Annotated in this window: 25 protein-coding genes and 2 tRNA genes; 15 read left to right on the top strand and 12 right to left on the bottom strand. The window is 62.1% G+C overall.

The genetic code is table 11. The features are described 5' to 3' along the window. Window positions 1-6: 6 nt before the first annotated feature. Both petB and OKQ63_RS19635 read left to right on the top strand, forming a co-directional pair. The gene (gene petB, locus OKQ63_RS19640; RefSeq protein ID WP_264211699.1) at window positions 7-1,341 is read left to right on the top strand and encodes a cytochrome b; all 1,335 of its coding nucleotides are present in this window, start codon (window positions 7-9) and stop codon (window positions 1,339-1,341) included. Between the two features lie 19 nt (window positions 1,342-1,360). Next, complete coding sequence (locus OKQ63_RS19635; protein ID WP_264211698.1) at window positions 1,361-2,149, top strand: cytochrome c1; 789 nt, start codon at window positions 1,361-1,363, stop codon at window positions 2,147-2,149. A 158-nt stretch (window positions 2,150-2,307) separates the two neighbouring features. On the opposite strand, the gene OKQ63_RS19630 is transcribed toward OKQ63_RS19635, so the two are convergent. The 3 genes from OKQ63_RS19630 to dapF all read right to left on the bottom strand — a co-directional run bounded on the left by OKQ63_RS19630 (window position 2,308) and on the right by dapF (window position 5,509). Then, entirely contained in the window at window positions 2,308-2,745 is a 438-nt protein-coding gene (locus OKQ63_RS19630) for a glyoxalase superfamily protein (RefSeq protein ID WP_264211697.1), read from the bottom strand. Window positions 2,746-3,407: 662 nt separating this feature from the next. After that, on the bottom strand, window positions 3,408-4,670 hold the full coding sequence (gene mtaB / locus OKQ63_RS19625) for a tRNA (N(6)-L-threonylcarbamoyladenosine(37)-C(2))-methylthiotransferase MtaB (protein ID WP_264211696.1): 1,263 nt from the start codon (window positions 4,668-4,670) through the stop codon (window positions 3,408-3,410). Continuing rightward, entirely contained in the window at window positions 4,667-5,509 is an 843-nt protein-coding gene (gene dapF / locus OKQ63_RS19620; protein ID WP_264211695.1) for a diaminopimelate epimerase, read from the bottom strand. Before dapF ends, mtaB begins: the two co-directional genes overlap by 4 nt. A gap of 187 nt (window positions 5,510-5,696) precedes the next feature. On the opposite strand from dapF, the gene OKQ63_RS19615 reads away from it, so the two are divergent. Next, window positions 5,697-5,772 (top strand) — tRNA-Lys (locus OKQ63_RS19615). Between the two features lie 284 nt (window positions 5,773-6,056). Here the strand turns inward: OKQ63_RS19615 and OKQ63_RS19610 are convergent. From OKQ63_RS19610 to OKQ63_RS19600, 3 genes are all read right to left on the bottom strand, one after another. Continuing rightward, the gene (locus OKQ63_RS19610; protein ID WP_264211694.1) at window positions 6,057-6,329 is read right to left on the bottom strand and encodes a DMT family transporter; all 273 of its coding nucleotides are present in this window, start codon (window positions 6,327-6,329) and stop codon (window positions 6,057-6,059) included. A 33-nt stretch (window positions 6,330-6,362) separates the two neighbouring features. Next, window positions 6,363-6,827: a DMT family transporter gene (locus tag OKQ63_RS19605; RefSeq protein WP_264213959.1), complete on the bottom strand. Its 465-nt coding sequence runs from the start codon at window positions 6,825-6,827 to the stop codon at window positions 6,363-6,365. 63 nt (window positions 6,828-6,890) lie between these two features. Beyond that, window positions 6,891-7,076, bottom strand: coding sequence for a hypothetical protein (locus OKQ63_RS19600; protein ID WP_264211693.1), 186 nt, complete (start codon window positions 7,074-7,076; stop codon window positions 6,891-6,893). Between the two features lie 189 nt (window positions 7,077-7,265). Between OKQ63_RS19600 and OKQ63_RS19595 the strand changes: the two genes are divergently transcribed. The 5 genes from OKQ63_RS19595 (at window position 7,266) to OKQ63_RS19575 (ending at window position 11,953) form a co-directional block, all read left to right on the top strand. After that, window positions 7,266-7,964 (top strand): fumarylacetoacetate hydrolase family protein, encoded by a 699-nt coding sequence (locus OKQ63_RS19595; RefSeq protein ID WP_264211692.1) that lies wholly within the window; start codon window positions 7,266-7,268, stop codon window positions 7,962-7,964. A 323-nt stretch (window positions 7,965-8,287) separates the two neighbouring features. Next, a complete protein-coding gene (locus OKQ63_RS19590) occupies window positions 8,288-9,331 on the top strand; it encodes a TRAP transporter substrate-binding protein (protein ID WP_264211691.1) in 1,044 nt (347 codons plus the stop codon). A gap of 81 nt (window positions 9,332-9,412) precedes the next feature. After that, window positions 9,413-9,994, top strand: coding sequence for a TRAP transporter small permease (locus tag OKQ63_RS19585; protein WP_264211690.1), 582 nt, complete (start codon window positions 9,413-9,415; stop codon window positions 9,992-9,994). Then, window positions 9,991-11,496 carry a TRAP transporter large permease gene (locus OKQ63_RS19580; RefSeq protein WP_264211689.1) on the top strand — a complete coding sequence of 502 codons (1,506 nt, stop codon included), beginning with the start codon at window positions 9,991-9,993 and terminating at the stop codon, window positions 11,494-11,496. The genes OKQ63_RS19585 and OKQ63_RS19580 overlap by 4 nt, the downstream gene beginning before the upstream one ends. A 10-nt stretch (window positions 11,497-11,506) precedes the next feature. After that, a complete protein-coding gene (locus OKQ63_RS19575) occupies window positions 11,507-11,953 on the top strand; it encodes an acyl-CoA thioesterase (protein ID WP_264211688.1) in 447 nt (148 codons plus the stop codon). Here OKQ63_RS19575 and OKQ63_RS19570 read toward each other — a convergent pair. Both OKQ63_RS19570 and OKQ63_RS19565 read right to left on the bottom strand, forming a co-directional pair. Next, window positions 11,939-13,156, bottom strand: coding sequence for a winged helix-turn-helix domain-containing protein (locus OKQ63_RS19570; RefSeq protein WP_264211687.1), 1,218 nt, complete (start codon window positions 13,154-13,156; stop codon window positions 11,939-11,941). The two genes, OKQ63_RS19575 and OKQ63_RS19570, sit on opposite strands and share 15 nt — an antisense overlap. After that, the gene (locus OKQ63_RS19565; RefSeq protein ID WP_286672685.1) at window positions 13,156-14,181 is read right to left on the bottom strand and encodes a LacI family DNA-binding transcriptional regulator; all 1,026 of its coding nucleotides are present in this window, start codon (window positions 14,179-14,181) and stop codon (window positions 13,156-13,158) included. Before OKQ63_RS19565 ends, OKQ63_RS19570 begins: the two co-directional genes overlap by 1 nt. Window positions 14,182-14,328: 147 nt before the next feature. Here OKQ63_RS19565 and OKQ63_RS19560 point away from each other — a divergent pair. The 3 genes from OKQ63_RS19560 (at window position 14,329) to OKQ63_RS19550 (ending at window position 18,055) form a co-directional block, all read left to right on the top strand. Further along, window positions 14,329-14,405, top strand: a tRNA-Arg gene (locus OKQ63_RS19560). Window positions 14,406-14,834: 429 nt separating this feature from the next. Beyond that, window positions 14,835-17,024: a thiamine pyrophosphate-dependent enzyme gene (locus tag OKQ63_RS19555; RefSeq protein ID WP_264211686.1), complete on the top strand. Its 2,190-nt coding sequence runs from the start codon at window positions 14,835-14,837 to the stop codon at window positions 17,022-17,024. After that, a complete protein-coding gene (locus OKQ63_RS19550) occupies window positions 17,021-18,055 on the top strand; it encodes an ACP S-malonyltransferase (RefSeq protein WP_264211685.1) in 1,035 nt (344 codons plus the stop codon). The genes OKQ63_RS19555 and OKQ63_RS19550 overlap by 4 nt, the downstream gene beginning before the upstream one ends. A 234-nt stretch (window positions 18,056-18,289) precedes the next feature. Here OKQ63_RS19550 and OKQ63_RS19545 read toward each other — a convergent pair whose 3' ends face one another. From OKQ63_RS19545 to OKQ63_RS19535, 3 genes are all read right to left on the bottom strand, one after another. Further along, the gene (locus OKQ63_RS19545; protein WP_264211684.1) at window positions 18,290-19,864 is read right to left on the bottom strand and encodes a DUF427 domain-containing protein; all 1,575 of its coding nucleotides are present in this window, start codon (window positions 19,862-19,864) and stop codon (window positions 18,290-18,292) included. 131 nt (window positions 19,865-19,995) lie between these two features. Next, window positions 19,996-20,697, bottom strand: coding sequence for a winged helix-turn-helix domain-containing protein (locus OKQ63_RS19540; RefSeq protein ID WP_264211683.1), 702 nt, complete (start codon window positions 20,695-20,697; stop codon window positions 19,996-19,998). Continuing rightward, complete coding sequence (locus OKQ63_RS19535; RefSeq protein WP_264211682.1) at window positions 20,669-20,962, bottom strand: hypothetical protein; 294 nt, start codon at window positions 20,960-20,962, stop codon at window positions 20,669-20,671. The genes OKQ63_RS19540 and OKQ63_RS19535 overlap by 29 nt, the downstream gene beginning before the upstream one ends. Before the next feature lie 170 nt (window positions 20,963-21,132). Here OKQ63_RS19535 and OKQ63_RS19530 point away from each other — a divergent pair, with 170 nt between their 5' ends. The 4 genes from OKQ63_RS19530 (at window position 21,133) to OKQ63_RS19515 (ending at window position 25,167) form a co-directional block, all read left to right on the top strand. After that, a complete protein-coding gene (locus OKQ63_RS19530) occupies window positions 21,133-21,648 on the top strand; it encodes a hypothetical protein (protein WP_264211681.1) in 516 nt (171 codons plus the stop codon). Window positions 21,649-21,752: 104 nt separating this feature from the next. Beyond that, on the top strand, window positions 21,753-22,370 hold the full coding sequence (gene rnhB / locus OKQ63_RS19525) for a ribonuclease HII (protein WP_264211680.1): 618 nt from the start codon (window positions 21,753-21,755) through the stop codon (window positions 22,368-22,370). Between the two features lie 107 nt (window positions 22,371-22,477). Further along, window positions 22,478-23,581: a site-specific DNA-methyltransferase gene (locus tag OKQ63_RS19520; protein WP_264211679.1), complete on the top strand. Its 1,104-nt coding sequence runs from the start codon at window positions 22,478-22,480 to the stop codon at window positions 23,579-23,581. A 194-nt stretch (window positions 23,582-23,775) separates the two neighbouring features. Then, the gene (locus tag OKQ63_RS19515; RefSeq protein ID WP_264211678.1) at window positions 23,776-25,167 is read left to right on the top strand and encodes an adenylate/guanylate cyclase domain-containing protein; all 1,392 of its coding nucleotides are present in this window, start codon (window positions 23,776-23,778) and stop codon (window positions 25,165-25,167) included. Between the two features lie 3 nt (window positions 25,168-25,170). Here OKQ63_RS19515 and OKQ63_RS19510 read toward each other — a convergent pair whose 3' ends face one another. Further along, window positions 25,171-26,304: an alkane 1-monooxygenase gene (locus OKQ63_RS19510; protein WP_264211677.1), complete on the bottom strand. Its 1,134-nt coding sequence runs from the start codon at window positions 26,302-26,304 to the stop codon at window positions 25,171-25,173. Window positions 26,305-26,329 lie beyond the last annotated feature (25 nt).

Raw genomic sequence — 26,329 nt, 5'->3', positions numbered from 1 at the left:
GCGCTCATGTCCGGTATTCCGCACGACCATTACGAGCCGAAGACAGGTGCAGAAAAGTGGCTGCACAGCCGCCTGCCCATTGTCGGCCTGATCTATGACACCATCATGATCCCCACCCCCAAGAACCTGAACTGGTGGTGGATCTGGGGCATCGTCCTGGCCTTCTGCCTGGCGCTGCAGATCGTCACCGGCATCGTCCTGGTGATGCATTACACTCCGCATGTCGACATGGCCTTTGCCTCGATCGAGCACATCATGCGCAACGTGAACGGCGGCCACATGCTGCGCTACCTTCACATGAACGGCGCCTCGCTGTTCTTCGTTGCTGTCTACATCCACATCTTCCGCGGCCTGTACTACGGTTCCTACAAGGCGCCCCGCGAGATCACCTGGATCGTGGGCATGCTGATTTACCTGATGATGATGGGCACCGCCTTCATGGGTTACGTGCTGCCCTGGGGCCAGATGTCCTTCTGGGGCGCCACCGTGATCACCGGCCTGTTCGGCGCGATCCCGTTCATCGGCGAGTCGATCCAGACCTGGCTCCTGGGCGGACCGGCGGTGGACAACGCCACGCTGAACCGCTTCTTCTCGCTGCACTACCTGCTGCCCTTCGTGATCGCAGCGCTGGTGATCGTGCACATTTGGGCCTTCCACACCACTGGCAACAACAACCCCACCGGTGTTGATGTCCGCAAGGGCTCCAAAGCCGAAGCCGAGAAAGACACCCTGCCGTTCTGGCCGTACTTCGTGATCAAGGACTTCCTGGGCCTGGCCGTGGTGCTGGTGATCTTCTGGGCGATCGTCGGCTTTATGCCGAACTACCTGGGCCACCCGGACAACTACATCGAAGCCAACCCGCTGGTGACACCTGCGCACATTGTTCCGGAATGGTACTTCCTGCCATTCTACGCGATCCTGCGTGCCTTTACTTCGGAAGTGTGGGTGGTGCAGTTCGCCTCCTTCGTGACCGGCGGCATTGTTGACGCCAAGTTCTTCGGCGTGCTGGCGATGTTCGGTGCAATCGCGGTGATGGCGCTGGTGCCCTGGCTGGATACGTCGCGCGTCCGTTCGGGCCGTTACCGTCCGATGTTCAAATGGTGGTTTGCGCTGCTGGTGGTCGACTTCTTTGCCCTGATGTGGCTGGGCGCGATGCCGGCAGAAGAGCCCTATGCATCGTTCTCGCTGATCGCATCGGCCTATTGGTTCGGCTACTTCCTGGTGATCCTGCCGCTGCTTGGTGTGATCGAGAAACCGACGGCTCAGCCTGCCACCATCGAAGAGGATTTCGACGCCCACTACGGCAAGAAGTCTTCTGCTGAAGCCACTCCTGCCGAGTAAGAAGAAGGAACACCTCGCAATGTTCAAGAAACTGGCAACCGGTGCCGCCTTCGCTCTGGCCATGATCCCTGCTGCGTCTTACGCAGCAGGCGGCGGCGAGCAGCACATCACCGACTACGCCTTCTCGTTCGAAGGCCCGTTCGGCACCTACGACCGCAACCAGCTGCAGCGCGGCCTGCAGATCTACACCGAAGTCTGCGCAGCCTGCCACGGGCTGAAGCTGGTGCCGATCCGCACCCTGTCGGACGAGGGCGGCCCGCAGATGCCTGCGGATCAGGTGCGGGCCTATGCGGCAGACAACTTCAGCGTCTATGATCCGGAACTGGATGAGGACCGCCCGGCCAAGCCGGTCGACAACTTCCCGGAGAACAACGGTGTTGGCGCCCCGGACCTGAGCATGATGGCCAAGGCCCGCGCGGGCTTCCACGGGCCTTATGGCCTGGGTCTGAACCAGTTGTTCAAGGGCATGGGCGGTGCCGAATACATCGCCTCGCTGCTGGCGGGCTACACCGGCGAGACCAAGGACGAAGCCGGCACCACCTTCTATGAAAACACCGCCTTCCCGGGCGGCTGGATCTCGATGGCGCCGCCGCTGTCGGATGAGCAGGTGGAATTTGCCGACGGCCATGCCAATGATGTGGAGGCGATGTCGCAGGACGTTGCAGCGTTCCTGATGTGGACTGCTGAGCCCAAGATGATGGCCCGCAAGCAGGCCGGCTTCGTGGGTGTCCTGTTCCTGACCGTCCTGTCGGTGCTGCTGTACCTGACCAACAAGAAGCTTTGGGCACCGGTCAAGGGCAAGGACTGAGCCCTGGCTGACTGACAGCGTGAAACAACCCCCCGCAAGTGCCGCTTGCGGGGGGTTTTCGTTTTGGCCGCGGGTTCGGGGCGCCGCCCCTCTGCGCTTTGCAGCGCATTCACCCCGGAGTATTTCAAACCAGAAAGAAGCCGGCGGGGCCCGGTGTTCTAGGCCAGCGGGCTGACTGTCAGGTGCGGAAGCCCGTTCGAGGTCTTCTGCGGTGAACGGTCGTCCGCATTGATGACCGCGGACACTCGGTGGCGCCAGGAGGAGAAGCTGTCGAACTGCACCACATCCACCGGCGTGTCGAATTGCAACGTAATCCGCCGATGGCCATTGCTGCCGCAGGCTGCAAGCCCGTGAACATAGCCGGTGAAGGGCTGGCCCAGATAGAACCCTTCGACCCGCATCCCCACTTGCAGCTCCGGCGCGTTGGAGGCGCGGGCGCTGAGGGTGTTCCAGTCACGGAAGCCGTAGTAGCTGGCGATCCGTTCCAGCGCGGTGCTGTGGCTGATGGGCTGGCCCTGGGCCTGTGAATGCCTGCGCAGCAGCCGGGCTTCGGCCTTGAGCTGCGGCACGGGAGGAAGGGCGGAGGGAGTCTGCATGGGGATATGCCTTTCGCGAAAGGGCGCGGTGGGGATGCAGATAGGGCTCGCATTGCTATCCGGACCTGCGCCCAGGCGTCAGGAATGATGCAGATCCGGACTTCACCATAGCCAGAGGCTGCGAGCGGCAGGTGTCCGGGACCTTGGCTCCTTCATAGCGGCTCAAAGCCCTGGGGGCAAATGTGCAAGGAGCCGGGCGCCTGCGGCAGTTGCGTCTTCGCCACTCCGTTGCGGCTGGCTGTGTTGCAAAGCGTGCGTGTCCTGGCCACGCTTGGCGGAACAGGCGGCTGAAATGCCTGGACAGTCGAATGCGGAAATCCGGCGCGAAGAAATGGGCCGGTGGAAGGCCTGCAAGGCTGCTAACCCGGCTATGCGGGACAATTATACCAGTGAGAGCATGTGCCTGCGGAGAGGATGCACACGGCATTGAATTCAGCGCAGCGCGGGGCGGGAGCGAGGAGCTGCACACGATCTGACAGCAGTGAACAGCGTTTTCGAGATGGGGTATTGGGCGCTGGAAGGGACCGTTTCTGAAGGCAGCCGTGTGGTCGGGCCTGGCCTGCAGCCTGGACCAGCAGGGCCACTGGCTAGCGGATGGTGGCGCCGGCAGAGGTTGTCTGCCGGGTCCGGGGCGGGCGCATCTGCGACCTGTTGACATGGGTTCAGGCCGTCAGCTGGCTGCCGGCCGTGCCGGTGATTGCGGTGGTGACGATCCGGCCTTCCTCCTGCGGTATGGCAAAGGCCACCTCAGTGAACTGTTCGGTGCGGCCCATGTGCGGGTTTTCCATCAGGATGCGGTGGGTTCTGCCGATCTGCTCTGCCAGATGGCGTTCCACCTGGGCGTCACCGGCGGCGCGCAGGCGCGCGGCGCGTTCCTTGATCACATTGCCGTTCACCTGGTTGGGGATTTTTGCTGCCGGGGTGCCGTCGCGTTTGGAATAGGGGAAGACGTGCAGCCAGGTCAGGCCGCAGTCGGTGACCAGCTTCAGCGAGTTCTCGAAATGGGAGTCAGTCTCGGTCGGGAAGCCTGCAATGATGTCGGCGCCGAAGGTCATGTCCGGGCGCAGGCGGCGGGCTTCTTCGCAGAAGGCGATGGCATCGTTGCGCAGGTGGCGCCGTGCCATGCGTTTCAGAATCAGGTCGTCGCCATGCTGCAGCGACAGGTGCAGATGCGGCATCAGCCGCGGCTCTGTGGCGATGGCCTGCATCAGGTTGTCGTCCGCTTCGATCGAATCGATCGAGGAAATGCGCAGGCGCGGCAGGTCCGGCACCAGCTTCAGAATCCGCATCACCAGATCGCCCAGGCGCGGCTGCGCGGGCAGGTCGGCGCCCCAGGAGGTGAGGTCGACGCCGGTCAGCACCACCTCGTTGTAGCCCTTATCCACCAGCCGCTTGATCTGGTCGATGACCACGCCCGCCGGGACCGAGCGGGAGTTGCCGCGGCCATAAGGGATGATGCAGAAGGTGCAGCGGTGGTCGCAGCCGTTCTGGACCTGCACATAGGCGCGGCTGCGGGTGCCGAAGCCGTCGATCAGATGGCCCGCAGTCTCTGTCACCGACATGATGTCGTCGACCTGGACCTTTTCCGTGGCGCCGATGAAATCCGGCCCTCTGGCGATTTCGTTCCAGGTCTCGGCCTGCATTTTCTCGGTATTGCCGATGATCCGGGTGACCTCTTCCATCGCGGCAAAAGTCTCGGGCTCGGTCTGGGCGGCGCAGCCGGTGACGATGATCGGCGCCTCCGGGTTTTCCCGGCGCAGCTTGCGGATTTCCTGGCGCGCCTTGCGCACGGCCTCGGCGGTCACCGCGCAGGTGTTCACCACCACCGCGTTTTCAAGTCCCGCCTGCTGGCTCAGCTCCTTCATTGCTTCAGTCTCGTAAGCGTTGAGACGGCAGCCGAGCGTGGTGAATTTGGGGGCGCTCATGCCAGTGCCTCCAGGAATGCACGGGTCAGGCTGCCGGTAAAGACATGCATGGTCGGTCCGGTCATCCAAACGCCATCCTCGGCCCAGTCAATCCACAGGGTGCCGCCATCCAGATCGATCTGCACCTTGCGGCCTGTCAGCCCGCGGCGGGCGGCGGCAACGGCGGTGGCGCAGGAGGAGGATCCCGAGGCCAGAGTGACACCCACTCCGCGCTCCCACACGCGCATGCGGATACGGTCGGGGCCGGTTACCTGGGCGACCTGCACATTGGTGCGCTGGGGGTAGAGCGGGTGGTGTTCGTAGCGGGGGCCGAATTCCGTCAGCGGGATCAGCTCGGCATTATCCACGAAAAAGGTGCAATGCGGGTTGCCCATGCCGGTGGCGGTTGGGCCGCCCTCGATCGGCAGCTCCAGTGTGTCGGTTTCTTCGGCCAGGGGGATCTCCTGCCAGTTCAGTTGCGGCGCGCCCATGTTGACGGAGGTCAGGCCATTGCCCGCATCACGGGCATAAAGGTCGCCGCGGCCTGTGGTCAGGTGCAGTTCGGGTTTGCCGCTTTCGAGGATCAGGTGGCGCGCCACGCAGCGGGTGGCGTTGCCGCAGGTGCCTGAGGTGGAGCCGTCGGCATTGTAGAAGGTCAGATGCGCGTCACCCGGACCGTTCGATATCACGGTCAGCTGGTCAAATCCGACGCCGAACTGCCGGTGGGCGATTCCCTTGGCCATTGCCGGGGTGATGGCAATGTCCTGCGCGCGCGCGTCGACAACGACGAAGTCGTTGCCCAGCCCGTGCATCTTCATGAAGGGGAGTGCGGTATCTGCCTTGGTGCTCATGGCGGGCATATAGACCTCGGGCCGGGATGAATCCAGCCTTCGGTGAGAAAAGTTGAAAAAAGGGGTTGACCCCCCGTCGCACTGGCCCTAGATACGCCGCCTATCGGGACAGCGCGACACACGCTGCCAAGCAGTTCCGAGGCTAAATAAGTGCTTGAACCTCTTGGGAAAAACACTTAGACAGCAGCGAAGAAGTGGGCCGTTAGCTCAGTTGGTAGAGCAACTGACTTTTAATCAGTGGGTCGCAGGTTCGAATCCTGCACGGCTCACCACTTCCTCATATGTTTCCCTGCCCCTGCTGGGGTTTGATGTCAGATTTGACGAGCCTTCCAGAAGGGTTCGTCAAGGTTCGCTCGTCATCAGGGCGGGCAATGAGTGTCTCAATCTCAGAATTGGCCATGCCTTCGCGCCCTGCAGCTTCGCTGCAACGCTGTACCTGTGCCAGTGTTCAACGGCCCGTAACAGCGCCTATATTGTGGCTGGTGGCACCAGCTTCGGCCAAGCGGCGGGTGCAGGCCTTGCGCAGCCCGGACTCGCAGGCCTGCCCATGGTCTCATCAGCGCTGGCGCAGGATGCCGAGGCCCTTGCGGCGGCCCACACGGAGGCCCATTACGGCTTCGCGGAAGACGATCAGCAGGCCGGCGCCGACGATCATAGAAAGACCGATCCAGGTCGTGAATCCGGGCAGGCTGCCGAAGATCATCCAGGCCCAGAATACCGACCAGGGCAAATAGGTGTATTCAAAGGGGGTGACGACCGAGGCCTCGGCCAGCCGGTAAGCCTGAGACAGGGCGAAGAAGCCGATACCTGAAATTCCCCCAAGCGCCATCAGCAGCAGCCAGTCATTCGGTGCCGGGGGGGGCTACTCGCGGTAGAGAAAGGCGAGGCTGGGGTGGGGCGACTCTGTCTGGAGGTTGGAGAAGATCAGGCCAAGAACGGCGCCGGCGGCAATGAAGAACACCAGCGTGAACAGGGTCATTGACCCGCCGTTGGTGCGTTTGCCCAGCTTGCGGGTGGTGATGATCGAGATGGCATAGGCGATGGCGGCCAGCAGTGCGAGCACGGCAGCGGGCTCGAACACACCGGAACCAGGCTGCACTATCACCAAAACCCCGGCAAGGCCGATGAAGACTGCGATCCAGCGGAACAGGCCGATCCGCTCGCCCAGGAAGACGGTGACAAGAACTGTGACAAAGATCGGTGTGGAGAAGGTGATGGCGGCGGTCTCTGCCAATCCGATCGCCGCCAGCGCCATGTAGTAGACCAGGTACGAGCTGAAACCCGCAGTGGCCCGCGGCAGCTGCAGAAGGACCGAACCCAGGCGCAGCGGCCACAGCGAGCCTTCGAACCAAGCGATAGCGGCGACAATCGGCAGCGCAAAGACACCGCGCTAGAATATGATCTGATGCACTGCAAAACCGCCGCTGAGGCTTTTGATGATCACGTCCTGAATGGGGAACAGAGTGGTGGCCAGAAGCAGGAACAGAATTCCGTCCATGGGCCGCAAATCGGCAGCGTCCTGGAGAAGGCTGGCCTGCTGAGCATATTCAGTGGTGTCTGCGTTGGTTGCCGCCATTGCGCACCTCCTGTGTTGAGGAAACAGACTGCCGCTCCAGGCCTGCGTATCTGGCGGAACTGCGACAAGAGCGTCGCTGGCAAACGCGTGGGGGTGAAAATTCAAACCGTTGCAAGCCGAATGCAGGGTTTACAGGCTCTTGGTTTGGGGGTCTCACTGGGAGTGCGGAAGATCAAAAGGACTTTTCAGATGGGTGAGGTTCTGTTTGCACTGACGGAAACCCCGGTGATTCCGATTGCTGGGGAAGCGGCCGGATATCCTGTGGGGCGGATATTTTGCGTCGGGCGCAACTATGCGGCACATGCCGCAGAGATGGGCAATGAGGTGGACAGGGAGGCGCCGTTCTATTTCACCAAGGCAGCGGTCAACGGGGTGCTGTCAGGTGCCGAAGTTCCCTATCCGCCCGGCACGGAGAATTTCCATTACGAGATGGAGCTGGCAGTGGCCATCGGGGCACCAGTGTTCCAGGCACCGCCCGAGCAGGTGCGGGCTGCGGTCTTCGGCTATGGCTGCGCGCTGGACATGACCCGGCGCGATCTGCAGATCCGCGAACGGCAGAAGCAGCGGCCCTGGGATCTAGGCAAGGATCTTGAAAACGGCACGGTGTTTGCGCCGCTGACACGGGCGGCGGATTGGAGCGGGCCGTCCGGGCAGCGGATCTGGCTGGAGGTGAACGGTGAGGCCAGGCAGGACGCCGCGCTGGAGGAGATGATCTGGTCCGTGGAGGAAATTATCTGCCACTTGTCCGGGTTCTATCACCTGCGGCCGGGAGATCTGATTCTGACCGGCACACCTGCAGGGGTCGGTCCGGTGCGCAGCGGCGACCGGATCCGTGGCGGGATTGACGGGCTGGCACCTGTTGCGCTGGCTTTGACTGGAGCGGAATGACGCGAGATGGAGTAAACGGATGATTGTTGTTGCCTTGCACCGGTTTCCATATGTATCAATTTGAATGCGAATGCGGGGGTCTGCGTAACATATCAATCGGAACATTTGCCTGCGGCATCACCAGAAGGCAGATTTCATGAGTGAAAAATGCATAATCTGCTGTTGATGGTTACAAACGCACCTAATAGCAGGAAAGCAAGCGGTTCGTAAAACGAACCTTTGACGGGGCTCTGACAGCAGAAACATAAAGATTATTGCCGGAATCCGCAGCAAAGTTGCGAACGCGGATATCCGGCAAATGATAAGGTCAAAGGGAGGACAACATGACCACTCGGAGAAAGCTATTGGGCGCTGTTGGCGCGGCAGCGGTCGCAGCATTCTGTGCGGCACCGGCATTTGCGCAGGAGGTGACGCTGAAACTGCACCAGTTCCTGCCGGCGCAGGCCAATGTGCCGAAACTGATCCTGGATGTCTGGGCGGACAACGTCGAGGAATCCTCGGGCGGGCGCATCAAGGTCGACCGCTTCCCGTCGATGCAGCTGGGCGGCAAGCCGCCGGAACTGATGGACCAGGCCATCGACGGTGTTGCGGACATCGTCTGGACCGTGGTCGGCTATACCCCGGGCCGCTACCCCTCGACCGAAGTGTTCGAACTGCCCTTCATGATGACCAATGCGCGGGCTGTGTCGCACGCTTATTGGGAGATGTTCGACAAGCACATGAAGGATACCGAGTTCAAGGATGTGCACATCCTGGGCACCTGGGTGCACGGGCCGGGCATGATCCATACGTCTGAACCGGTGGAAACGCCGGAAGACCTGGAAGGCATGAAAATCCGCGGCGGCGGACGGTCGGTCAACGCATTGCTGACCGAGCTGGGTGCAACCCCGGTGGGGATGCCGGTTCCGGCAATCCCGGAGGGCCTGTCCAAGGGCGTGATCGACGGCACCACCATCCCGTGGGAAGTGACCGCAGCACTGAAGGTGCCGGAACTGGTGGAAAACCACACCGAGTTCACCGGCAAGGCGCTTTATACCCTCACTTTCGTCCTGGCGATGAACAAGGAGAAGTATGAAAGTTTGCCGGATGACCTGAAAAAGGCGATCGACGATAACTCGGGCCTGGAATTCTCGGTCTTTGCCGGCGGCACCCAGGCGGATTCAGACGGCCCCTCGCGCGAGATGGCGCTGGACCTGGGCAACAACGTCATCACCCTGGACGAAGAGCAGACCGCCATCTGGCGTGAGCGCTCGCAGCCGATCTATGACCAGTGGATCGCTGACATGAAGGAAAAGGGCATCGACGGTGCCGCGCTGATCGAGGAAGCCAGCGCGCTGATCGAGAAATACACGCCGCAGTACCAGTAAGGCGTTTTGATTGATAAACGTGAAGGGCCGCGCGGCATTGGCACTGCGGCCCTTTGCATACCGGAATAAGGCAACTGAACCATGCACAAGCTCATGACGCGGCTGGCCAACTCCATGGCCTACCTGGGCGGTGCGGTCCTCACTCTTCTGATCATTCTGACATGTGTTTCGATCGCCGGGCGTTTGCTCAATGGCTTCTTCCATGGCGAAATGATGGAGCGGATCGCACCGGGGTTTTCGAAATGGATGACGGGCTGGGTCGGGCCGGTCAACGGCGACTTCGAGCTGGTCGAAGCCGGGGTGGCCTTTGCCATCTTTGCCTTCCTGCCGTTGTGCCAGATCACCGCGGGCCATGCCTCGGTTGACGTGGTCGCCAATGCGTTTCCGCGCGGCGTGAAGCGGTTTCTGCGGATGGCGACCGAAGTGGTCTTTGCCGCCGTTCTGGTGCTGATTGCTTGGCGGCTGGGGGACGGGCTTGCGGGCAAGTATTCCAATGGCGAAACGTCCTTCCTGCTCGAGTTCCCGGTCTGGTGGGCCTACGCCATCAGCATGGTGGCGGCGGTCGTAGCGGCCATCGTTGGCATCTACATGGGTGCAATCCGAACTATAGAATTTTTTACCGGCCGGATCCTGATCTGGGACGGCGTGGAGGGCGAACAGTGACGGCTCTTGAAATTGGCATCGCCTCCTTCCCGGTTCTGATGCTGCTGATCTTTCTGCGGGTGCCGATCGGGCTTTCCATGTTCCTGGTTGGCCTTGGCGGGTTGATCTGGGTGACGGATGGCACCCAGGTGGCATTCGGACGGCTGAAAAGCGAGACCTATACCACCTTCTCCTCCTATTCTCTGACCATTGTGCCGATGTTCCTGCTGATGGGGCATTTCGCGACGCTGGGCGGCATGTCCACCGCGCTGTTCAAGGCGGCCGAAGGGTTCCTGGGCCACCGCAAGGGCGGAGTTGCGATGGCAGCAATCGGCGCCTGTGCGGGTTTCGGCGCGATCTGCGGCTCGTCGCTGGCAACCGCGGCCACCATGGGCCGGGTCGCGCTGCCGGAGCTGAAGCAGTATGGCTATGCCGGCGGGTTTTCGACCGCGACGCTGGCGGCAGGCGGCACGCTTGGCATCCTGATCCCGCCCTCTGTGGTACTGGTGATCTACGCTATCCTGACCGAGCAGAACATCGCCAAGCTGTTCCTGTCGGCCTTCATCCCCGGCCTGCTGGCGGCACTGGGCTATGTGATTGCGATCTCGGTCTATGTGCGCCTGTTCCCGGAAAGCGCGGGCACCCGCCCGCCGGTGCCGATGCGCGAGCGTTTTGCCGCGCTGTTCCATGTCTGGCCGGTGCTGCTGGTCTTTGGCCTGGTTGTCGGCGGCATCTACCTGGGATGGTTCACCCCAACTGAAGGCGCTGCCGTAGGGGCCTTTGGCACCGGATTCATCGCCTGGACCAATGGCGGGCTGACCCGTGAGACGCTGGCGGACAGTTTCCTGGTGACCGCGCGGTCCACCGCGATGATCTTCTTCATCGTGTTGGGCGCGGGCTTTTACAACGGCTTCCTGGCGCTGACCAGGGTGCCGCAGGAACTGGCCGATTTCGTCGTGAGCCAGGGCCTCAGCCCCTGGATGGTGCTGGCGCTGATCCTGGCCTTCTATCTGGTGTTCGGCTGCCTGATGGACAGCCTGTCGATGATCCTGCTGACCATTCCGATCTTTTTCCCAGTGATCTCGGTCATGGACTTTGGCCTGCTGTCGCTGCCCGCGATGCAGGCGGACGCCGCGATGGAGGTGTTGAAGGCTGGGGTGCCTGAAGGCATGGGGGCTGAGATGCTGGCCTCAATACAGGACGCCATTGCCGCCGGAGCGGAACTTACACGCGAGCAGATGAAGGAGTTGGGCATTCGGGTGACCGAAGGCCGGGTGAACCGGATCGAGGCGGAATATGTCGCCATCTGGTTCGGGGTGCTGGTGCTCATCGTGGTGGAGGTAGGCCTGATCACGCCGCCGGTGGGCATGAACCTGTTCATCATCAACGCGATGGACCGCAAGACCCGGATGATTGATACTTACAAGGCGGTGATGTTCTTTGTTGCCTCCGATCTCATCCGGGTGGTTATCCTGGTCGCTTTCCCGATCATCACTCTGTTGCCTTTGATGCTGACGCAATGAGGAGGCTGGCATGACTGGACATCCCTCCGCTCCGGCGCAGCCGGGGTTTACCCATGAAATCCGTGTCGGCTGGGGCGACTGCGACCCGGCCCGGATTGCCTTTACCGGACGGCTGCCCGTCTTTGCGCTGGAAGCGATCGACGCCTGGTGGGAGCATCACTTGGGCGGCGACGGCTGGTACCAGATGGAGCTGGACAGGGGCACGGGCACGCCATTTGTGCATATGAGCATCGATTTCAGGTCTCCGGTGACCCCGCGCCACCGGCTCGTGTGCGAAGTCTGGCCATCGGCGCTGGGAAGCAAATCCGTGACGTTCCGGGTGCATGCGCGCCAGAACGGGCAGCTGTGTTTCGAGGGTAAGTTCGTCTGCGTTTTCATTGCGCCGGAGAGCTTCACAACAAAACCCGCACCGGAAGATTACCGGCAGGTGATCGTAGCGCAGCTACGGCCTGAGTAATACCGGCCGGCACAGCCAGCCGTCTGTGAAATGCACGCTGCCAAGGCCAGCAAAGCGTGCAACCCGGTCCAGTTCCGCCTCCAGCCGTTTGGCGCGGGCCGGGGACCATTTTACATCCTGCTCGGGCCAGACGGCGGATACACGCAGGATGTCTGCGTCCCGGTCCGCCTTCATGTCGATCCGGCCAACCAAACGCGCGCCTTCCAGCAGCGGAAAGACATAATAGCCGTATTGGCGCTTGGGTGCGGGTGTGAAGACCTCAATCCGGTAGTAGAATCCAAACAGCCGCTCGGCCCGCTTGCGGTCGCGCAGGACGGGGTCAAAGGGGCTGAGCACCCGCATCCGCCCCGGTGCCGGACCCAGTTCCGCGGCGGCCTCCACTGTACCCGGGCGGGTGAACACTTTGCGCAGCTTGCCGTCCGCTTGCTCGATCTCAATCTCTTCCAGCTCGCCCAGACGCAGCTGGCCGGCACACCAAGCCTTGGCTTCCGCCGGAGAGGCAGTGTCCCAGAAAGCGGCGAGTTCGCCGGAAGTGGCAAAACCCAGCCGGCCCAGTGCAGCGGAGCAGAGCCAGCTGATCGTTGCCTCTGCATTGCAGGGCGCAGTTCCGGGCCGCAGATGTTCCTCGATCACCCGCTCGGTCAGGTCATAGCGTTTCTGAAATCCGTCGCGACCCACCACGGTCAGAGCCCCGGAGCGCCAGAGATACTCCAGCGCGGTCTTGGACGGGTGCCAATCCCACCAGCCGCCGGAGCCTTTCTTTTCGTCTTTTCCCACATCAGAAGAGCTGGCCGGCCCATGATCCCGCACATGGTTCAGGACTGCCTCGTACTGCGCCTCAAACCCGTCGCGCCGCCAGTTGCGCCAGCGCTTGCGCAGCAATTCCGCATCGCGCTGAAACCGCAGGTGCCAATGCGGATAAAACGCCATCGGGATCATTGCTGCGTCGTGCGTCCAGTGTTCAAACAGCCCGCGGCCGCGTTCATAGAGCTGTTTCAGATGCTTGGCGCGGAAGCCAGGCCGACGCGCATAAAGGATCACATCATGGGCCCGCGCAACTGTGTTGATGCTATCAAGCTGTACAAACCCCAACCGCTGGATGAGCGCCAGAAGATCGGCGCCCTTGGCCGGGCCTGCGGGCTGCTCCAGCAGGGCGTGGCGGTCCAGGAACAGCCTCCGCGCTCTTTGATTGTCCAGCCGCATCAGCGCCGTTTCAGCGTGTCCCCATAGGATATGGTCGGGGTCAAGGTAACGTGTTTTTCGATCTCGGCGTCGGGGTCTTCCAGCTGTGCGGCAATGATTTCGGCCGCTTTCCGGCCTATTTCCAGGCGGCAGGCGTCCATGGTGGCGAGCTTGCGGGGAAGCCCCTGCAGCAGCTCAACCCCGTTGAAGCCTGCAAGGCCGATCTGGCCGGGAACACTGATGCCCTGGTCCTGCAGATACAGCAAGCCGCCTGCGCCGATCATGTCGTTTGAGTAGTAGAGAAAATCAAGCTCAGGCGAGCGCTCCAGCATGGCCTGGGTCATTTCACGCCCCTTTGCCAGGGCCGAACCGCCGGAATAGAACTCTCGGTCTTCAATCTCCACGCCTTCTTTGGCCAGCGCTTCTGTGAAGCCTTCGAACCGTTTGCGCGCCCGGTGGTCGAGCGGCATCTTGGTGCCCATGAAGCCGATATGCCGGTAGCCGGCCTTAAGGATCGCCTTGGCCATTTCACGGCCTGCACGGCGGTGCGAGATGCCGACCATCGCATCCACCGGCTTGCCGTCGGTGTCCATGATCTCCACCACCGGGATGCCAGCGCTGCTCAGCATGGCACGGGCGGCATCGGTGTGCTCAAGGCCGGCAATGATCACGCCGGAGGGGCGCCATGAGAGCATCTCGTACAGCACCTTTTCCTCTTTCTCGGGCTGATAGTCGGTGACACCGACCACCGGCTGCAGCTCGGTATTTTCCAGCACCTTGTTGACGCCGGTCAGCACCTCAGGGAACACCATGTTCGACAGCGACGGGATGACTACCGCCACCAGGTTCACCCGGTTCGAGGCCAGCGCGCCGGCAATCTTGTTGGGGACATAGCCCAGCTCCTTGGCGGCGCTCAACACTTTGGTGCGGGTCTTTTCCGAGACGTCGCCGCGGTTGCGCAGCACACGGCTCACGGTCATTTCGGAAACACCGGTCGCTTCGGATACATCGCGGAGGGTGAGAGGGCGCTTGCTGTCCGTGGTCACGTTCCTGAGCCTCTTGTTATTGCTGCGTGCAACGTTAGCGCAGACATCGGTGGCTGCACAATGGAAACTGCGCGCGGCAAATCTGCATTCGGCCGCCTCCATGCCATTGTGATCGCAGGGGGGATTTGCTATCGCGTAAACAGGCGCGGCCCCGTGGCTCAACTGGATAGAGCAGCCCCCTCCTAAGGGGCAGGTTGCAGGTTCGAATCCTGCCGGGGTCGCCAAAAACATCAGAACCGAACCCGGAACGGGGGCTGCAGCGGCCGGGGTGCCGGGGCCACCCCTGCCGAACACCAAGCGCGTATCGCCGTCCTGAACGGCGACACAGCTCGCGGCATAGCTGTCAAACAGGCTGTCGCATAAGTCTGTCCGGGGCAAGGGGAACCCGGGCTATCTGCCGATTTGTGCAGCAGAGCCGGTGCGCCGCCGTTTTCCATGCCGCAAGCGGCGAAGATTTAAGGTGAAAACAGGGGGCTCTGGTTTCAAATCAAAGAAGCGTGCCTTCTTATGCCTTTTGGGCAGCCGATGTGAATAACTGGACTGATTTGCCGGTCTGTCATTCCATTTTGGAATGGCATCAGTACGCAATCTAATTGGCGTCAACCTTCGGATTCGCGGATAAACGCGCACAGTTATTGTTCCAAGGAGGCCGCATGGACCGTGCCCAGATCGTGCATCAGAATTTCCTGGACCGGGTTCAGGCTGCAGACTTCCCCGCCGGTGCGGCGCCCGCCGGTCCGCTTGAGGCCTCTGAGGCCGTCGGCACCTTCCGCGCGCAGGTGCTGAGCCGGGCGCTGGACCTGACCAGCCGGGCAATGCAGAAGGCGGGCGAGGGATTTTACACAATCGGCTCCTCGGGGCATGAGGGCATGGCGGCTTTGGCGCGGGCGCTGCGCCCCGCCGACATGGCGTTCCTGCACTACCGGGATGCGGCGTTCCAGATCGCCCGCGCCGATCAGGTGCCGGGGCAGCGGATAGCCTGGGACATGCTGCTGTCCTTTGCCTGTTCCAGCGAGGATCCGACCTCTGGCGGCAGGCACAAGGTGCTGGGCTCAAGAGCGCTGATGATCCCGCCGCAGACCTCGACCATCGCCTCGCATCTGCCCAAGGCGGTTGGCGCCGCCTATTCCGTCGGTGCGGCCAGGCGGCACAAGCCCGAACATCAGACGATGCCGGACGATGCCATTGTCATGTGCTCCTTTGGCGACGCCTCCGCCAACCATTCGACCGCGCAGGGGGCGATCAATACGGCGGGCTGGACCGCGGTGCAGTCGACGCCGCTGCCTTTGCTGTTCGTCTGCGAGGACAACGGCATCGGCATATCGGTGAAGACCCCAAAGGGGTGGATCGAGGCTTCTATGGCCGGGCGGCCGGGCATCAGGTATTTCAAGGCCGATGGTCTGGATATTTACAACACCTACGCGGTGGCGCAGGAAGCGGCGGAGTATGTGCGGACCCGCAAAAAGCCTGCCTTCTTGCATCTGCGCACCGTGCGGCTTTACGGCCATGCCGGTGCGGATGTGCCCACCACCTATATGAGCAAGGCTGAGGTGGAAGCTGATGAGGCCAATGATCCGCTCTTGCATTCGGTGCGGCTTTTGGCAGAGGCCGGAGCCTTGCAGCCGGCGGATGCGCTGAAGATCTACCAGGAGACCTGCGCGCGTGTGGAGCGGATCCGGGCAGAGGCGGTGAAGCGTCCGCACCTGAAGACGGCAGAGGATGTGGCGGCCAGCTTGATTCCGCCGAGGCGCAGTTGCGCATCCGCCAACGGTACAGATACCGCGGCGCGCGCGGCGGCTTTCGGCAGCGACATGCGGGCAATGGAGGAGCCGCAGCCGATGTCGCGGCTGATCAACTGGGCGCTGACGGACCTGATGCTGGAGCATGGCGAGATTGTCGTGATGGGCGAGGATGTCGGGCGCAAGGGCGGCGTTTATGGTGTCAGCCAGAAGCTGCAGCAGCGGTTCGGGCCGGACCGGGTGATCGATACGCTGCTGGATGAGCAGTCGATCCTGGGGCTGGCCATCGGCATGGGGCACAACGGCTTTGTGCCGATCCCCGAGATCCAGTTCCTGGCCTATCTGCACAACGCCGAGGACCAGCTGCGCGGCGAGGCGTCGACGCTGCCGTTCTTCTCCAGCGGACAGTTCACCAATCCGATGGTGGTGCGGATTGCCGGACTGGGTTACCAGAAAGGCTTTGGCGGTCATTTCCACAACGACAATTCGCTGGCGGTGCTTCGGGATATTCCGGGGATCGTGGTGGCCTGCCCATCGGACGGGGCGGAGGCCGCGATGATGCTGCGCGAATGCGTGCGGCTGGCGCGCGAAGAACAGCGGGTGGTGGTGTTTGTCGAGCCGATCGCCCTGTACCCGATGCGGGATCTGCATGATGCGAAGGATGGCAGCTGGATACGGACCTATCCCGCACCGGACCGGCGGATAGCTTTGGGCGAGGTCGGGGTGCATGGGGACGGCACCGATCTTGCCATCGTGACCTATGGCAACGGACGCTACCTCTCTGCTCAGGCACAGGCGGAGCTGGCGGCGCAGGGCGTGGCGGCGCGGATTGTGGATTTGCGCTGGCTGGCACCAATGCCGGAAGCGGCTCTGCTGGAGGCGGTCAAGGGCTGCGAGCACGTGCTGATCGTTGATGAATGCCGTATCACCGGCAGCCAGTCGGAGGCGCTGATGGCGCTGTTTGCCGAACAATCGGACGTCCCGGCGGCGCGGATAGCGGCCAGCGACTGCTTCATTGCAACCGGGCCGGCCTATGGCGCGACACTGCCGTCGAAAGACAGCATCATTGAGGTTGCCCTCAAACTGACCGGAGGCCGGACATGACCCGCACCGCTGTTCTGATCTGCCCGGGACGGGGCACCTACAACAAGGCAGAGCTGGGCTATCTGCACCGCCACCATGCGGACAAGGCGGCACTGTTTGCCGGATTTGATGCGCAGCGCAAGGCAGGCGGGCAGGAAGAGGTGACAGCGCTGGACGGGGCCACCCGGTTTTCGGTGTCGAAGTATTCCCGCGGGGATATTGCTTCGCCGCTGATCTACGCTTCGGCACTGGCAGATGCGCAATCGCTGGCAGAAGACATCGAGGTGGTTGCGGTCACTGGCAACTCCATGGGCTGGTACATCGCGCTGGCCGCCGCCGGAGCGCTGAGTGCGGCGGATGGGTTCAAGGTGGTGAACACCATGGGCACGCTGATGCAGGAGCAGCTGATCGGCGGCCAGCTGGTTTATCCCTTTGCTGGTCCCGACTGGCAGCATGACCCCGTGCGCAGGGCGGAACTGCTGGCAGTGGCGGCTGAGGTCAATGCGCGCGAGGGGCAGGACCTGGCGTTGTCAATCGATCTGGGCGGAATGCTGGTGCTGGCCGGGAACGAAGCCGGGCTGACAGCCTTTGAGGCGGCGGTGCCAGCGGTGGAGGAGCGTTTTCCGATGCGGCTGGCCAATCACGCCGCCTTCCATACCAGCCTGCAGGCGCCAGTGGCTGAACACGGGCGCAAACGGCTGGGGCAGGAGATGTTCAGGCAGCCTGATGTGCCGCTGGTGGATGGGCGCGGGCAGATCTGGTGGCCTGGTGCCACGGATACTCAGGCGCTATGGGACTACACGCTGGGGCACCAGGTGGTGGAACCCTATGACTTTACCCGTGCGGTGCAGAATGCGGCCTGCGAGTTTGCACCGGATTTGTTCATCGTGACCGGCCCCGGCACCACGCTGGGCGGCGCAGTGGCGCAATCGCTGGTGCAGGCCGGCTGGCGGGGCATGTCCGGGAAGGAGGCCTTCAGGGCACGTCAGACGCAGGCGCCGCTGCTGATCTCGATGGGGGATGAGGCGCAGCGCGGGAGTGCAACCGGCTGACTCCGGGACAGGGTGAGCTCCCGCGCCTGTTGCCTGCATCAAAGATGCCGGCAAGGCAGCCTTGGGCGTGGCACTGCCCTTCGGGCAGTGCAGAAGGATTGTTTTGCTGACAAAGTCTTCAGGGGGGCAGGTTTGCCCTGAAGACCGGTGTCCATTGTGAATGTCCATCCCCGCCTCAAGGGTGAACCGCGCAAAGCGCGGCCTATGATCCGGGGCAGAACACGGGGGCAGAGATTATTCTGCCGCAGCCTGCGGTTCGGTTCTGGCGGGGACGGCAAAACAGGTCACCGGCTGGGAGACGTTATGCAGCCTGACCGCGCCCAGCGAAATGCCCTGTGACGGATCGCTCAGGATATCGCGGCTGACAACGACCGGATGATTGACCGTCTTGCCGTAGTCGCCCAGCCGGGCAGCAATGTTGGCAGCCTGGCCGATCACCGTGAAATCCAGCCGTTCACGCGAGCCGACATTGCCGTAAGTTACACGTCCATAAGCAATACCGATAGCGGCCTCGCAGCGGTGGCCGTCTTCCTCGCTGGCAATTTCCTCCAGACGGGCCACGATGGCGCGCGCGCTGTTCAGGGCCTGGCGGCGGGCGTTCTCCGGGTCGCTCCCGGCCGGAAACACCGCGAGAACAGCATCACCGATGAATTTCAGCACCTCGCCGCCGTGGTCGTGCACGATGGTCGAGCCTGTCTCGAAAAACTGGTTCAAAAGTGCGATATAGTCCTTCCGGCCCAGCTGCTCCTCCAGCCGGGTGGAGCCGCGCAGGTCGCAGAACATGATGGCCGCGTCGATCTCGTCGCCGTCGCCGCGGCGGATTTCGCCGCCGAGCACCCGGGCACCGGTGCGCTTGCCGACGTAGGTTTCCAAGAGCGACTGGGCGTTTTCGCGCTGCATGAAGATTTCATAATAGCGGGCGATCACGCCGGAACATTCGAAAATGAGCCCAAGGTTGGCAGTGGAAAAGCCGTTCGGATGGTCGCTGGTCAGGGTCAGCACATTGATGCGCCCGTCGGAAAAGCGCAGCGGCATGGCGACGTAATCTGTGGCGCCCTCCTTGCGCAGGTCTTCGAGGATCGGAAAGGCGTCCGCGGACCGGCAGCAGCCGAGCCGATGGCGCACACCGCCCAAACCGTTGGAGACATGACGCAGCGGGCTGTTCTGATAAGCCGGGTGGTCGTGAATCTCGTAAGATGGCGCATAGGTGGTGACCTCGCCGGTCTTCTTTTGCCAGATGTAGTTCTTGCCGGCGATCAGCGGGTGCAGCGACCAGGCCATGACCGAGAGGCGGGAAAGGCGGATACCCTGCTCCACAAACTTGCGGGAGAGAGCCGCCGTCAGCTCTTCCGGTGTTGGCACCAGGGCGGCATCGCGCAGCAGCCAGTCGATCACAGGGCCGGAGATATTTCCGTAGCACGGCATCTCCACCTTGTTTTGCCCCAGATCGAATTCAGCCCCTGTGCCAGGCATGAAGCCGATATGGCCGGAAATGGCCGCGGCCTCGGGCATGGCCTCCTCATAGGCCCAGACTCCGTTCTGCAGGCCGTCGCCGGGCAGCAGGATGTCGCGGTAGCTGGCGGTGCCCTTGAAGGGGCAGAAGGTCTGCAGCGGGGTAGGGGAAGACAGCGGCGCCTTCACGTCTTCTGCCGGGAAATAGACCGCCGGTGGAAGGCGGGTTTCATACATCACCTTGGCACGGGAGCTTTGCGCCAGAAGGGTGCCATTGCGCCGGGCGGTGACCACCCCCTGCAGAGGCTCGACAACAATGCCGTAGCCCCGGTTCGGTGCTTGCACCTGTGCATCCATCCCTGAGGTCCTTGTCCTTGTGGCGAAAACCGGGACCGGCCGGCGCGGGCCGGTTCTGGACTATCTGGGGTCTGCGGACAGGAATTCCAGAGCAGAACACATGATGTTGAGCGACGCGGAGCGACGCCGGATCAGACCATTCGGATCACGTCTTTGCTGATGGCCAGCACATACCCGCGTTTGGCGATGTTCTTGACCAGCAGTTCACTGACCATCTGGTTGCCCAGCGTGTCCCGCAGCCGTTTGATGCGGGTGGCACCGGCGGCTTCTTCGCAATCAGCTGCAGTGCGGCCTGAAATCACCGCTTCGATTTCGGCACCGGACAGCACATCGTCGTCCAGGCGGGCCTCGGCCAGGACCGACAGGGTTTCCATTGCGGCGGGTGTCAGCTTGAACCCCATGTTGTTGAGGTAGACGGTGTTTTCGTCGCGGCTGATCAGCAGTTCGTTCACTTGTATGCCGGAGCGCTCGATCTGCGCCATGCGGCGGTTCAGCATCACCAGCATGCCCAGTACCGTCAGTGCCGCGACCATCATCGCGGTGGCAAAGACCAGCAGCACAAAGATCACCATCCGGTAGCTGGTCAGCATGTCGGCAAAGGCGGTGCCGGACTGGGCCAGGATTTCCAGCAGCTTGATCTCGGCCTGGGTTGTCAGGTCGTTTTCTACAAACAGCCGCTCAACCCTGGCGTTGAAGGCGTTGGCATCTGGCAGCGTCAGCAAAAGCACGGTGCCGGCGATTGCCAGCAGCGCGACGATGGCGGCGATGCCAAGTGCGATCACCCTGCTGCCGGCGGCGCGGGCCTCAGAAACGGAGATAGTAGGATCCGGCATTCGCCCTCCTTTGCTGCAGGCCTTCGGGGCCGAAGACGGACAGGACATTCAGGAGCGTCCAGCCGGCTGGCGCGATACGGGCCTGGATTTCGCGCCGGGCGGCCTTCTCCTTGCAGGCGCCGGAAAGCTGTATCACACCGTAGTGGAGGCGCAGCGGGTTGTCCTGCTTGGCCTTGTAATCGGCATAGCAATCAGCCGCCAGAGCCGGCGGGGAGAACGCCAGAAGGGCGGCCGCAATAGCGGGTATCAGGAGGTGTTGTTTCATGCGGTCATACTGCGGTTCTGCAGCGTGAAATTCAATAACCGCAGGGGGTTGTGGCGGCTGATATTCGATAACATCGCGCCGATATTGCCTGTCTGGAGGGGCCGCGGGCAGGCTGGATCCATCAAGCGCAGAAATTGCGTTCCGGATATTCAGTACAGAAAGGTCCCGATATGGCCCAGACACACCGCCCCCAGCCGCACCGCAAATTCATTGCATTGGTCGTAGCCGCATCCATTGCAATCACCGGATTTGCGGCAGCACCTGCCCGCGCCGATGAAGATGTCGCAAAAATCCTTGGCGGCTTGGCACTGCTTGGTATCATTGGCGCGGCCATAAAGCATTCCAGAGATGACGATCGTGTGGTGACGCGCCACTACACGCCACCGCCGCAAAGCCACTCGTATGGCGGCCACAAGCATCAGGGTCACAACCGTCATGGCGGCCATGTCAAACCGCTGCCGCCCAGTGTGCGCCGCTATAACCTGCCGTCCCATTGCTTGAAGTATTTCCCGAGCTACAGCCGCAATCACGCGCTGGTCGGAAAAGGCTGCCTGGAACGCAATTATGGCTACTCCAAGTCCTTGCCGCAGTCCTGCCGGGTGACTTTCTGGAATGGCAAGCGCCATCGCACTGGCTACAAGCCGGGCTGCCTGAACAGCCACGGCTACCGGCTGGTGCGGCGCTGAGCCTGACCGCAGATTCGAGCAGCAGCAAACTAGGGGGCTTCTGGCCCCCCTTTTTTTGTTCTGGAGGACTTGCATAAGCGGCAGGCATTGGTTTTGTCGGGGGGATGACACAGCCCGACTACAGCCTGGAAGCCGCCGCCCTGTCCCAAGGGTATCTGAGGATCGCAGGAGTGGACGAAGTGGGCCGAGGGCCGCTGGCCGGACCGGTGACGGCCGCGGCCGTGGTCCTGGATGCCGCGGCCATGCCCGAAGGCCTTAACGACTCCAAGAAACTGAGTCTGAAGAGACGCGAGGCACTGGAGGGCAAGATCCTGTCCTCTGCGCAGGTGGCCATAGCCCATGCCTCGGTGGAAGAGATTGATTCCCTGAATATTTTGCGCGCCTCGCATCTGGCGATGGAACGTGCGGTGGCGGCGCTGGATCCGGCGCCGGACTATCTGCTGATTGACGGCAACCTGATCCCCAAGGGGCTGGCCCTGCCGTCCGCGGCGGTGGTCAAGGGCGACGCCAAGTCAGTCTCCATCGCGGCGGCCTCGATCATGGCCAAACTGGCGCGCGACCGGATCATGGTGGATTTGGCGCAACAGTTCCCGGGATATGGCTGGGAGAAAAACGCAGGCTATCCCTCGAAACAGCACCGTGAAGCGCTAGTTCAGCTTGGAGTGACCCCACATCATCGGCGCTCCTTTAAGCCGGTACACAATATCTTGTATCAAGAGTGAACCGTAGGGTCTTGTTATAATAAACAAATTGACCTCGAATCCGCGATGACTCATCCTGTGGACAACCTAATGAGCGCAAAAATGCGCCGCGGTTATGAGGCAGAGCAATGAATAAAACCATGACAAAGGGCGCGGCAGCGCTCCCTTTAAACACGATTATTGGCGGCGATTGCGTCGAAGCGATGAACAGTCTGCCGGCCAATTCGGTCGATCTGATCTTTGCGGATCCGCCGTATAACCTGCAGCTGAAAGGCCAGCTGCACCGCCCCGACAACTCCAAAGTCGATGCCGTTGATGATCACTGGGACCAGTTTTCCAGTTTTGCGGTCTACGACCAATTCACCCGCGAATGGCTCAAGGCGGCGCGACGGGTGCTGAAGCCGAACGGCTCGATCTGGGTGATCGGCTCCTACCACAACATCTTCCGGGTCGGAGCGGTGCTGCAGGACGAAGGCTATTGGGTGCTGAACGACGTGATCTGGCGCAAGTCGAACCCGATGCCGAACTTCCGCGGCAAACGTTTCACCAACGCGCATGAGACGATGATCTGGGCATCGAAATCGGAAGGCGCGAAATACACCTTCAACTACGAAGCGCTGAAAGCATTGAACGAAGGCATCCAGATGCGCAGCGACTGGGTGCTGCCGATCTGCACCGGGCATGAACGGATCAAGGACGATAACGGCGACAAGGCGCATCCCACCCAGAAGCCTGAATCGCTGCTGCACCGGATCCTGGTCGGCGCGACCAACCCGGGCGACGTGGTTCTGGATCCGTTCTTTGGCACCGGCACCACCGGTGCTGTGGCCAAGATGCTGGGGCGCGAGTTCATCGGCATCGAGCGCGAGGAGGCCTACCGCAAGGTGGCGGAAAAGCGGATCAAGGCGGTGCGCAAGTTCGACCGCGAAGCGCTGGAGGTTTCTGCCAGCAAGCGTGCGGCACCGCGGGTGCCGTTCGGCCAGCTTGTGGAGCGCGGCATGCTGCGTCCAGGCGAGGAGCTCTATTCGATGAACCGCCGCCACAAGGCCAAGGTGCGCGCCGATGGCACCCTGATCGGCGACAACATCAAGGGCTCGATCCATCAGGTGGGCGCGCATCTGGAAAACGCGCCGTCCTGCAACGGCTGGACCTACTGGTGCTTCAAGCGCGACGGCAAGACGGTGCCGATCGACGTGCTGCGCCAGCAGATCCGGGCCGAAATGCAGAACTGAAGCCCGCGCAGCACATCGACCATCAAAGTCTATTGCAGGCGCCCGTGCTGTCAGCACAGGCGCACACCTTGCCCCGCCTTGCCAAGGCGGGGTTTTTTGCGCGTGTGCGGCCCGATACGCTATTCCCTGTGCAGTGCGGGGCAGTTATCTGAATTGTCGGCGCTGCAGCAGCCTGCGGGCAGGGGGAAGAGCCGATGACCGATACAGCCTTTGCGTCCGGAACCAGTGCCGCCCAGGCGGCGGAGACCGGCAGCCAACTGCAGACCTCCCCGGCGGAAAGTAGATTCGCAGAGGCGGCGCTCGATGCGCACAAGCGGCGCGGGCTTCAGCTTGCGGTGCGGGCCCGCTGGATAGCATTGCCCATTATTGCGGTCTTCATTGTCTTTCTGAATCCTGTTTGGAGCGTGCTCTACTACCACGGTATTCTTGCGCTCTTGTGCCTCAATGGATGGTTCATCAGCCAGGCGGGCAAAGTCGGCAGGTCGCGTCTGGAGCTGTTCCTGATCTTTCTCGATCTTCTCATCATGACCTACGGCCTGATTGTGCCCAACCCTTTTGACAGCCGTGAAATACCGGTGGCCATGCAGTACCGGTTCGATAATTTCCAGTATTTCTTTGTCATTCTCGCTGCAGGCACCATGGCCTATTCCTGGCGTACGGTGATCGCGATCGGCACCTGGACGGCAACAATGTGGCTCAGTGCGCTGGGGCTGGTCTGGTGGTTCTCCAGCCCGGTTCCCGGCCTGACCGAAGCCATCAACGCCGCCCTTGGCTTTGAGCCGGAGCTGGCAGAGTTTTTCGATCCTAACAGTTTTGTGGTTCAGTTGCGGGTGCAGGAGGCCGTGGTCTTTTTGCTGGTGGCGGTGACGCTGGGCTTTTCCGTGCGCCGGTTCAACGGGCTGCTGAAGCGCAATGCCAGCCTGACACGGGAGCGGGCCAATCTGTCGCGCTATTTCTCGCCGAATGTGGTTGAGCAGCTGTCGCAGAACGACGAGCCGCTGAAACAGGTCCGCAGCGAAAATGTGGCGGTGCTGTTTATCGACATCGTTGGCTTTACCCGGTTGTCGGCCGGGATGGATCCGCGGGCGGTGATTGACTTGCTGCGCGAATTTCACGGCCGGATGGAGCGTGAAGTGTTCCGCCACCACGGCACGCTGGACAAATACCTGGGCGACGGGCTGATGGCGACATTCGGCACGCCGGTTGCAGGCCAGCAGGATGCCGGCAACGCGCTGGCCTGTGCCCATGCCATGCGGGTCTCACTGGAGAAATGGAACAAGGAGCGCACCCGCCAGGCCATGCCGGAAATCCGCGCAGGGATCGGCATTCACTATGGCGAGGCACTGCTGGGCGACATCGGCGCCAACCGGCTGGAATATGCGGTTCTGGGCATGACAGTGAATGTCGCCGCGCGGCTGGAGAACCTGACCCGCAAGCTGCAAGCCCGGATCGTGGTCAGCGAAACGCTGGCGCAGCAGGTCAAGGCTGAACAGACGGGACAGGACTTGCTGGACGGCAGCACCCGTCACCCCGGTCAAGAGGTGCGCGGGCTGGACCAGCCGATGACGGTGCTGATCTGGAAATAAGCTTCAGCGAGGCATCGGGTTTTCTGCTTTGTTGTAGGCGTGCCAGTCGGTGATCTCGGGATAGTATGTCTGCCTCCAACGCCGCACCCGCGGGTTCATCACCCGGCGCCACAGGGGCGGGATCATGGCGGCAATGGTCATCACCGGATAGCCGTAGGGCAGCTGCGGCGCGTCAGTCTCGGTATAATTTTGCAAGAGCGGAAAGCGGCGGTTCGGTTTGTAGTGATGATCCGAATGGCGCTGCAGGTTTATCAGCAGCCAGTTCGACGCCTTGTGGGCGGCATTCCAGGAGTGGCGCGGCTGCACGGGCTCATATTTGCCGTCGCCCAGATGTTTGCGGGTCAGCCCGTAGTGCTCGACATAGTTCACCACCTCCAGCTGCCAGATCGCAACGCCGGCCTGCACCAGGAACAGCAGCACGCCGCCGGCCCCGCCCAGCAGCAGCGCCAGCAGCAGCATGGCCGCCTGCAGTGCCCAGTAGCGGAAGAACGGATTCGAACGATCGCTCCAAGGGCGGTTCTTTTTTGCCAGCTTTTCCTTCTCGGCGCGGAAGGCCGAATGCCAGCACTGCCGCAGCACCCGCGGATAAAAGCGGTGAAAGCCCTCGTTATAGCGCGCGGTCACCGGATCGCGCGGGGTTCCGACATAGCGGTGATGCACCAGCAGATGTTCGGAGCGGAAATGGGAATACATCACCATCGCCAGCAGGATGTCTCCCAGCCAGCGTTCGACCCGGCTGGATTGGTGCATCAGCTCATGGCTGTAATTGATGCCAACGGCCCCTGTAACCACGCCTACGCCAAAGAAGGCTGCGAATTTTTCGAAGGCACTGAGGTGCTCTGCGCCGCTGACGTACCAGATCAGCCAGAACAGCGTGACGAACTGCAGCGGCACCCAGGCTGCGGTCAGCGCCTTGTACCATTTCAACGCGCTGTCCGGCGTTTCCGGGTCTGCGTTTTCCACGTTGAGCCCGAACATTCCGTCCAGCACCGCAAACAGATGCCAGGTCACCAGCGGCGGCAGCAACAGCATCCAGCCGCCCTGCAACGCGGCAATCCAGACCAGCGGCAGCAGCAGAAAGGACATCCAGAACGGCAGGGCGCTTTGCCAGCGGGCGAGGGTTTCGGGGGCGATCATGCCGGGTCTCCCAAATCAGTCAGCG

The organism is Leisingera thetidis, from assembly GCF_025857195.1.
Classification (GTDB): Bacteria; Pseudomonadota; Alphaproteobacteria; order Rhodobacterales; family Rhodobacteraceae; genus Leisingera; species Leisingera thetidis.
This window is presented reverse-complemented; position numbering and strand designations above follow the sequence as displayed.

Excerpts from the sequence above, each read along its gene's own strand:
- petB (WP_264211699.1), top strand. The coding sequence starts at position 7 with ATGTCCGGTATTCCGCACGACCATTACGAGCCGAAGACAGGTGCAGAA.
- OKQ63_RS19635 (WP_264211698.1), top strand. The coding sequence starts at position 1,361 with ATGTTCAAGAAACTGGCAACCGGTGCCGCCTTCGCTCTGGCCATGATC.
- OKQ63_RS19630 (WP_264211697.1), bottom strand. The coding sequence starts at position 2,745 with ATGCAGACTCCCTCCGCCCTTCCTCCCGTGCCGCAGCTCAAGGCCGAA.
- mtaB (WP_264211696.1), bottom strand. The coding sequence starts at position 4,670 with ATGAGCGCCCCCAAATTCACCACGCTCGGCTGCCGTCTCAACGCTTAC.
- dapF (WP_264211695.1), bottom strand. The coding sequence starts at position 5,509 with ATGCCCGCCATGAGCACCAAGGCAGATACCGCACTCCCCTTCATGAAG.
- OKQ63_RS19610 (WP_264211694.1), bottom strand. The coding sequence starts at position 6,329 with ATGGCGCTTGGGGGAATTTCAGGTATCGGCTTCTTCGCCCTGTCTCAG.
- OKQ63_RS19600 (WP_264211693.1), bottom strand. The coding sequence starts at position 7,076 with ATGGCGGCAACCAACGCAGACACCACTGAATATGCTCAGCAGGCCAGC.
- OKQ63_RS19595 (WP_264211692.1), top strand. The coding sequence starts at position 7,266 with ATGGGTGAGGTTCTGTTTGCACTGACGGAAACCCCGGTGATTCCGATT.
- OKQ63_RS19590 (WP_264211691.1), top strand. The coding sequence starts at position 8,288 with ATGACCACTCGGAGAAAGCTATTGGGCGCTGTTGGCGCGGCAGCGGTC.
- OKQ63_RS19585 (WP_264211690.1), top strand. The coding sequence starts at position 9,413 with ATGCACAAGCTCATGACGCGGCTGGCCAACTCCATGGCCTACCTGGGC.
- OKQ63_RS19575 (WP_264211688.1), top strand. The coding sequence starts at position 11,507 with ATGACTGGACATCCCTCCGCTCCGGCGCAGCCGGGGTTTACCCATGAA.
- OKQ63_RS19570 (WP_264211687.1), bottom strand. The coding sequence starts at position 13,156 with ATGCGGCTGGACAATCAAAGAGCGCGGAGGCTGTTCCTGGACCGCCAC.
- OKQ63_RS19555 (WP_264211686.1), top strand. The coding sequence starts at position 14,835 with ATGGACCGTGCCCAGATCGTGCATCAGAATTTCCTGGACCGGGTTCAG.
- OKQ63_RS19550 (WP_264211685.1), top strand. The coding sequence starts at position 17,021 with ATGACCCGCACCGCTGTTCTGATCTGCCCGGGACGGGGCACCTACAAC.
- OKQ63_RS19545 (WP_264211684.1), bottom strand. The coding sequence starts at position 19,864 with ATGGATGCACAGGTGCAAGCACCGAACCGGGGCTACGGCATTGTTGTC.
- OKQ63_RS19540 (WP_264211683.1), bottom strand. The coding sequence starts at position 20,697 with ATGCCGGATCCTACTATCTCCGTTTCTGAGGCCCGCGCCGCCGGCAGC.
- OKQ63_RS19535 (WP_264211682.1), bottom strand. The coding sequence starts at position 20,962 with ATGAAACAACACCTCCTGATACCCGCTATTGCGGCCGCCCTTCTGGCG.
- OKQ63_RS19530 (WP_264211681.1), top strand. The coding sequence starts at position 21,133 with ATGGCCCAGACACACCGCCCCCAGCCGCACCGCAAATTCATTGCATTG.
- rnhB (WP_264211680.1), top strand. The coding sequence starts at position 21,753 with ATGACACAGCCCGACTACAGCCTGGAAGCCGCCGCCCTGTCCCAAGGG.
- OKQ63_RS19520 (WP_264211679.1), top strand. The coding sequence starts at position 22,478 with ATGAATAAAACCATGACAAAGGGCGCGGCAGCGCTCCCTTTAAACACG.
- OKQ63_RS19515 (WP_264211678.1), top strand. The coding sequence starts at position 23,776 with ATGACCGATACAGCCTTTGCGTCCGGAACCAGTGCCGCCCAGGCGGCG.
- OKQ63_RS19510 (WP_264211677.1), bottom strand. The coding sequence starts at position 26,304 with ATGATCGCCCCCGAAACCCTCGCCCGCTGGCAAAGCGCCCTGCCGTTC.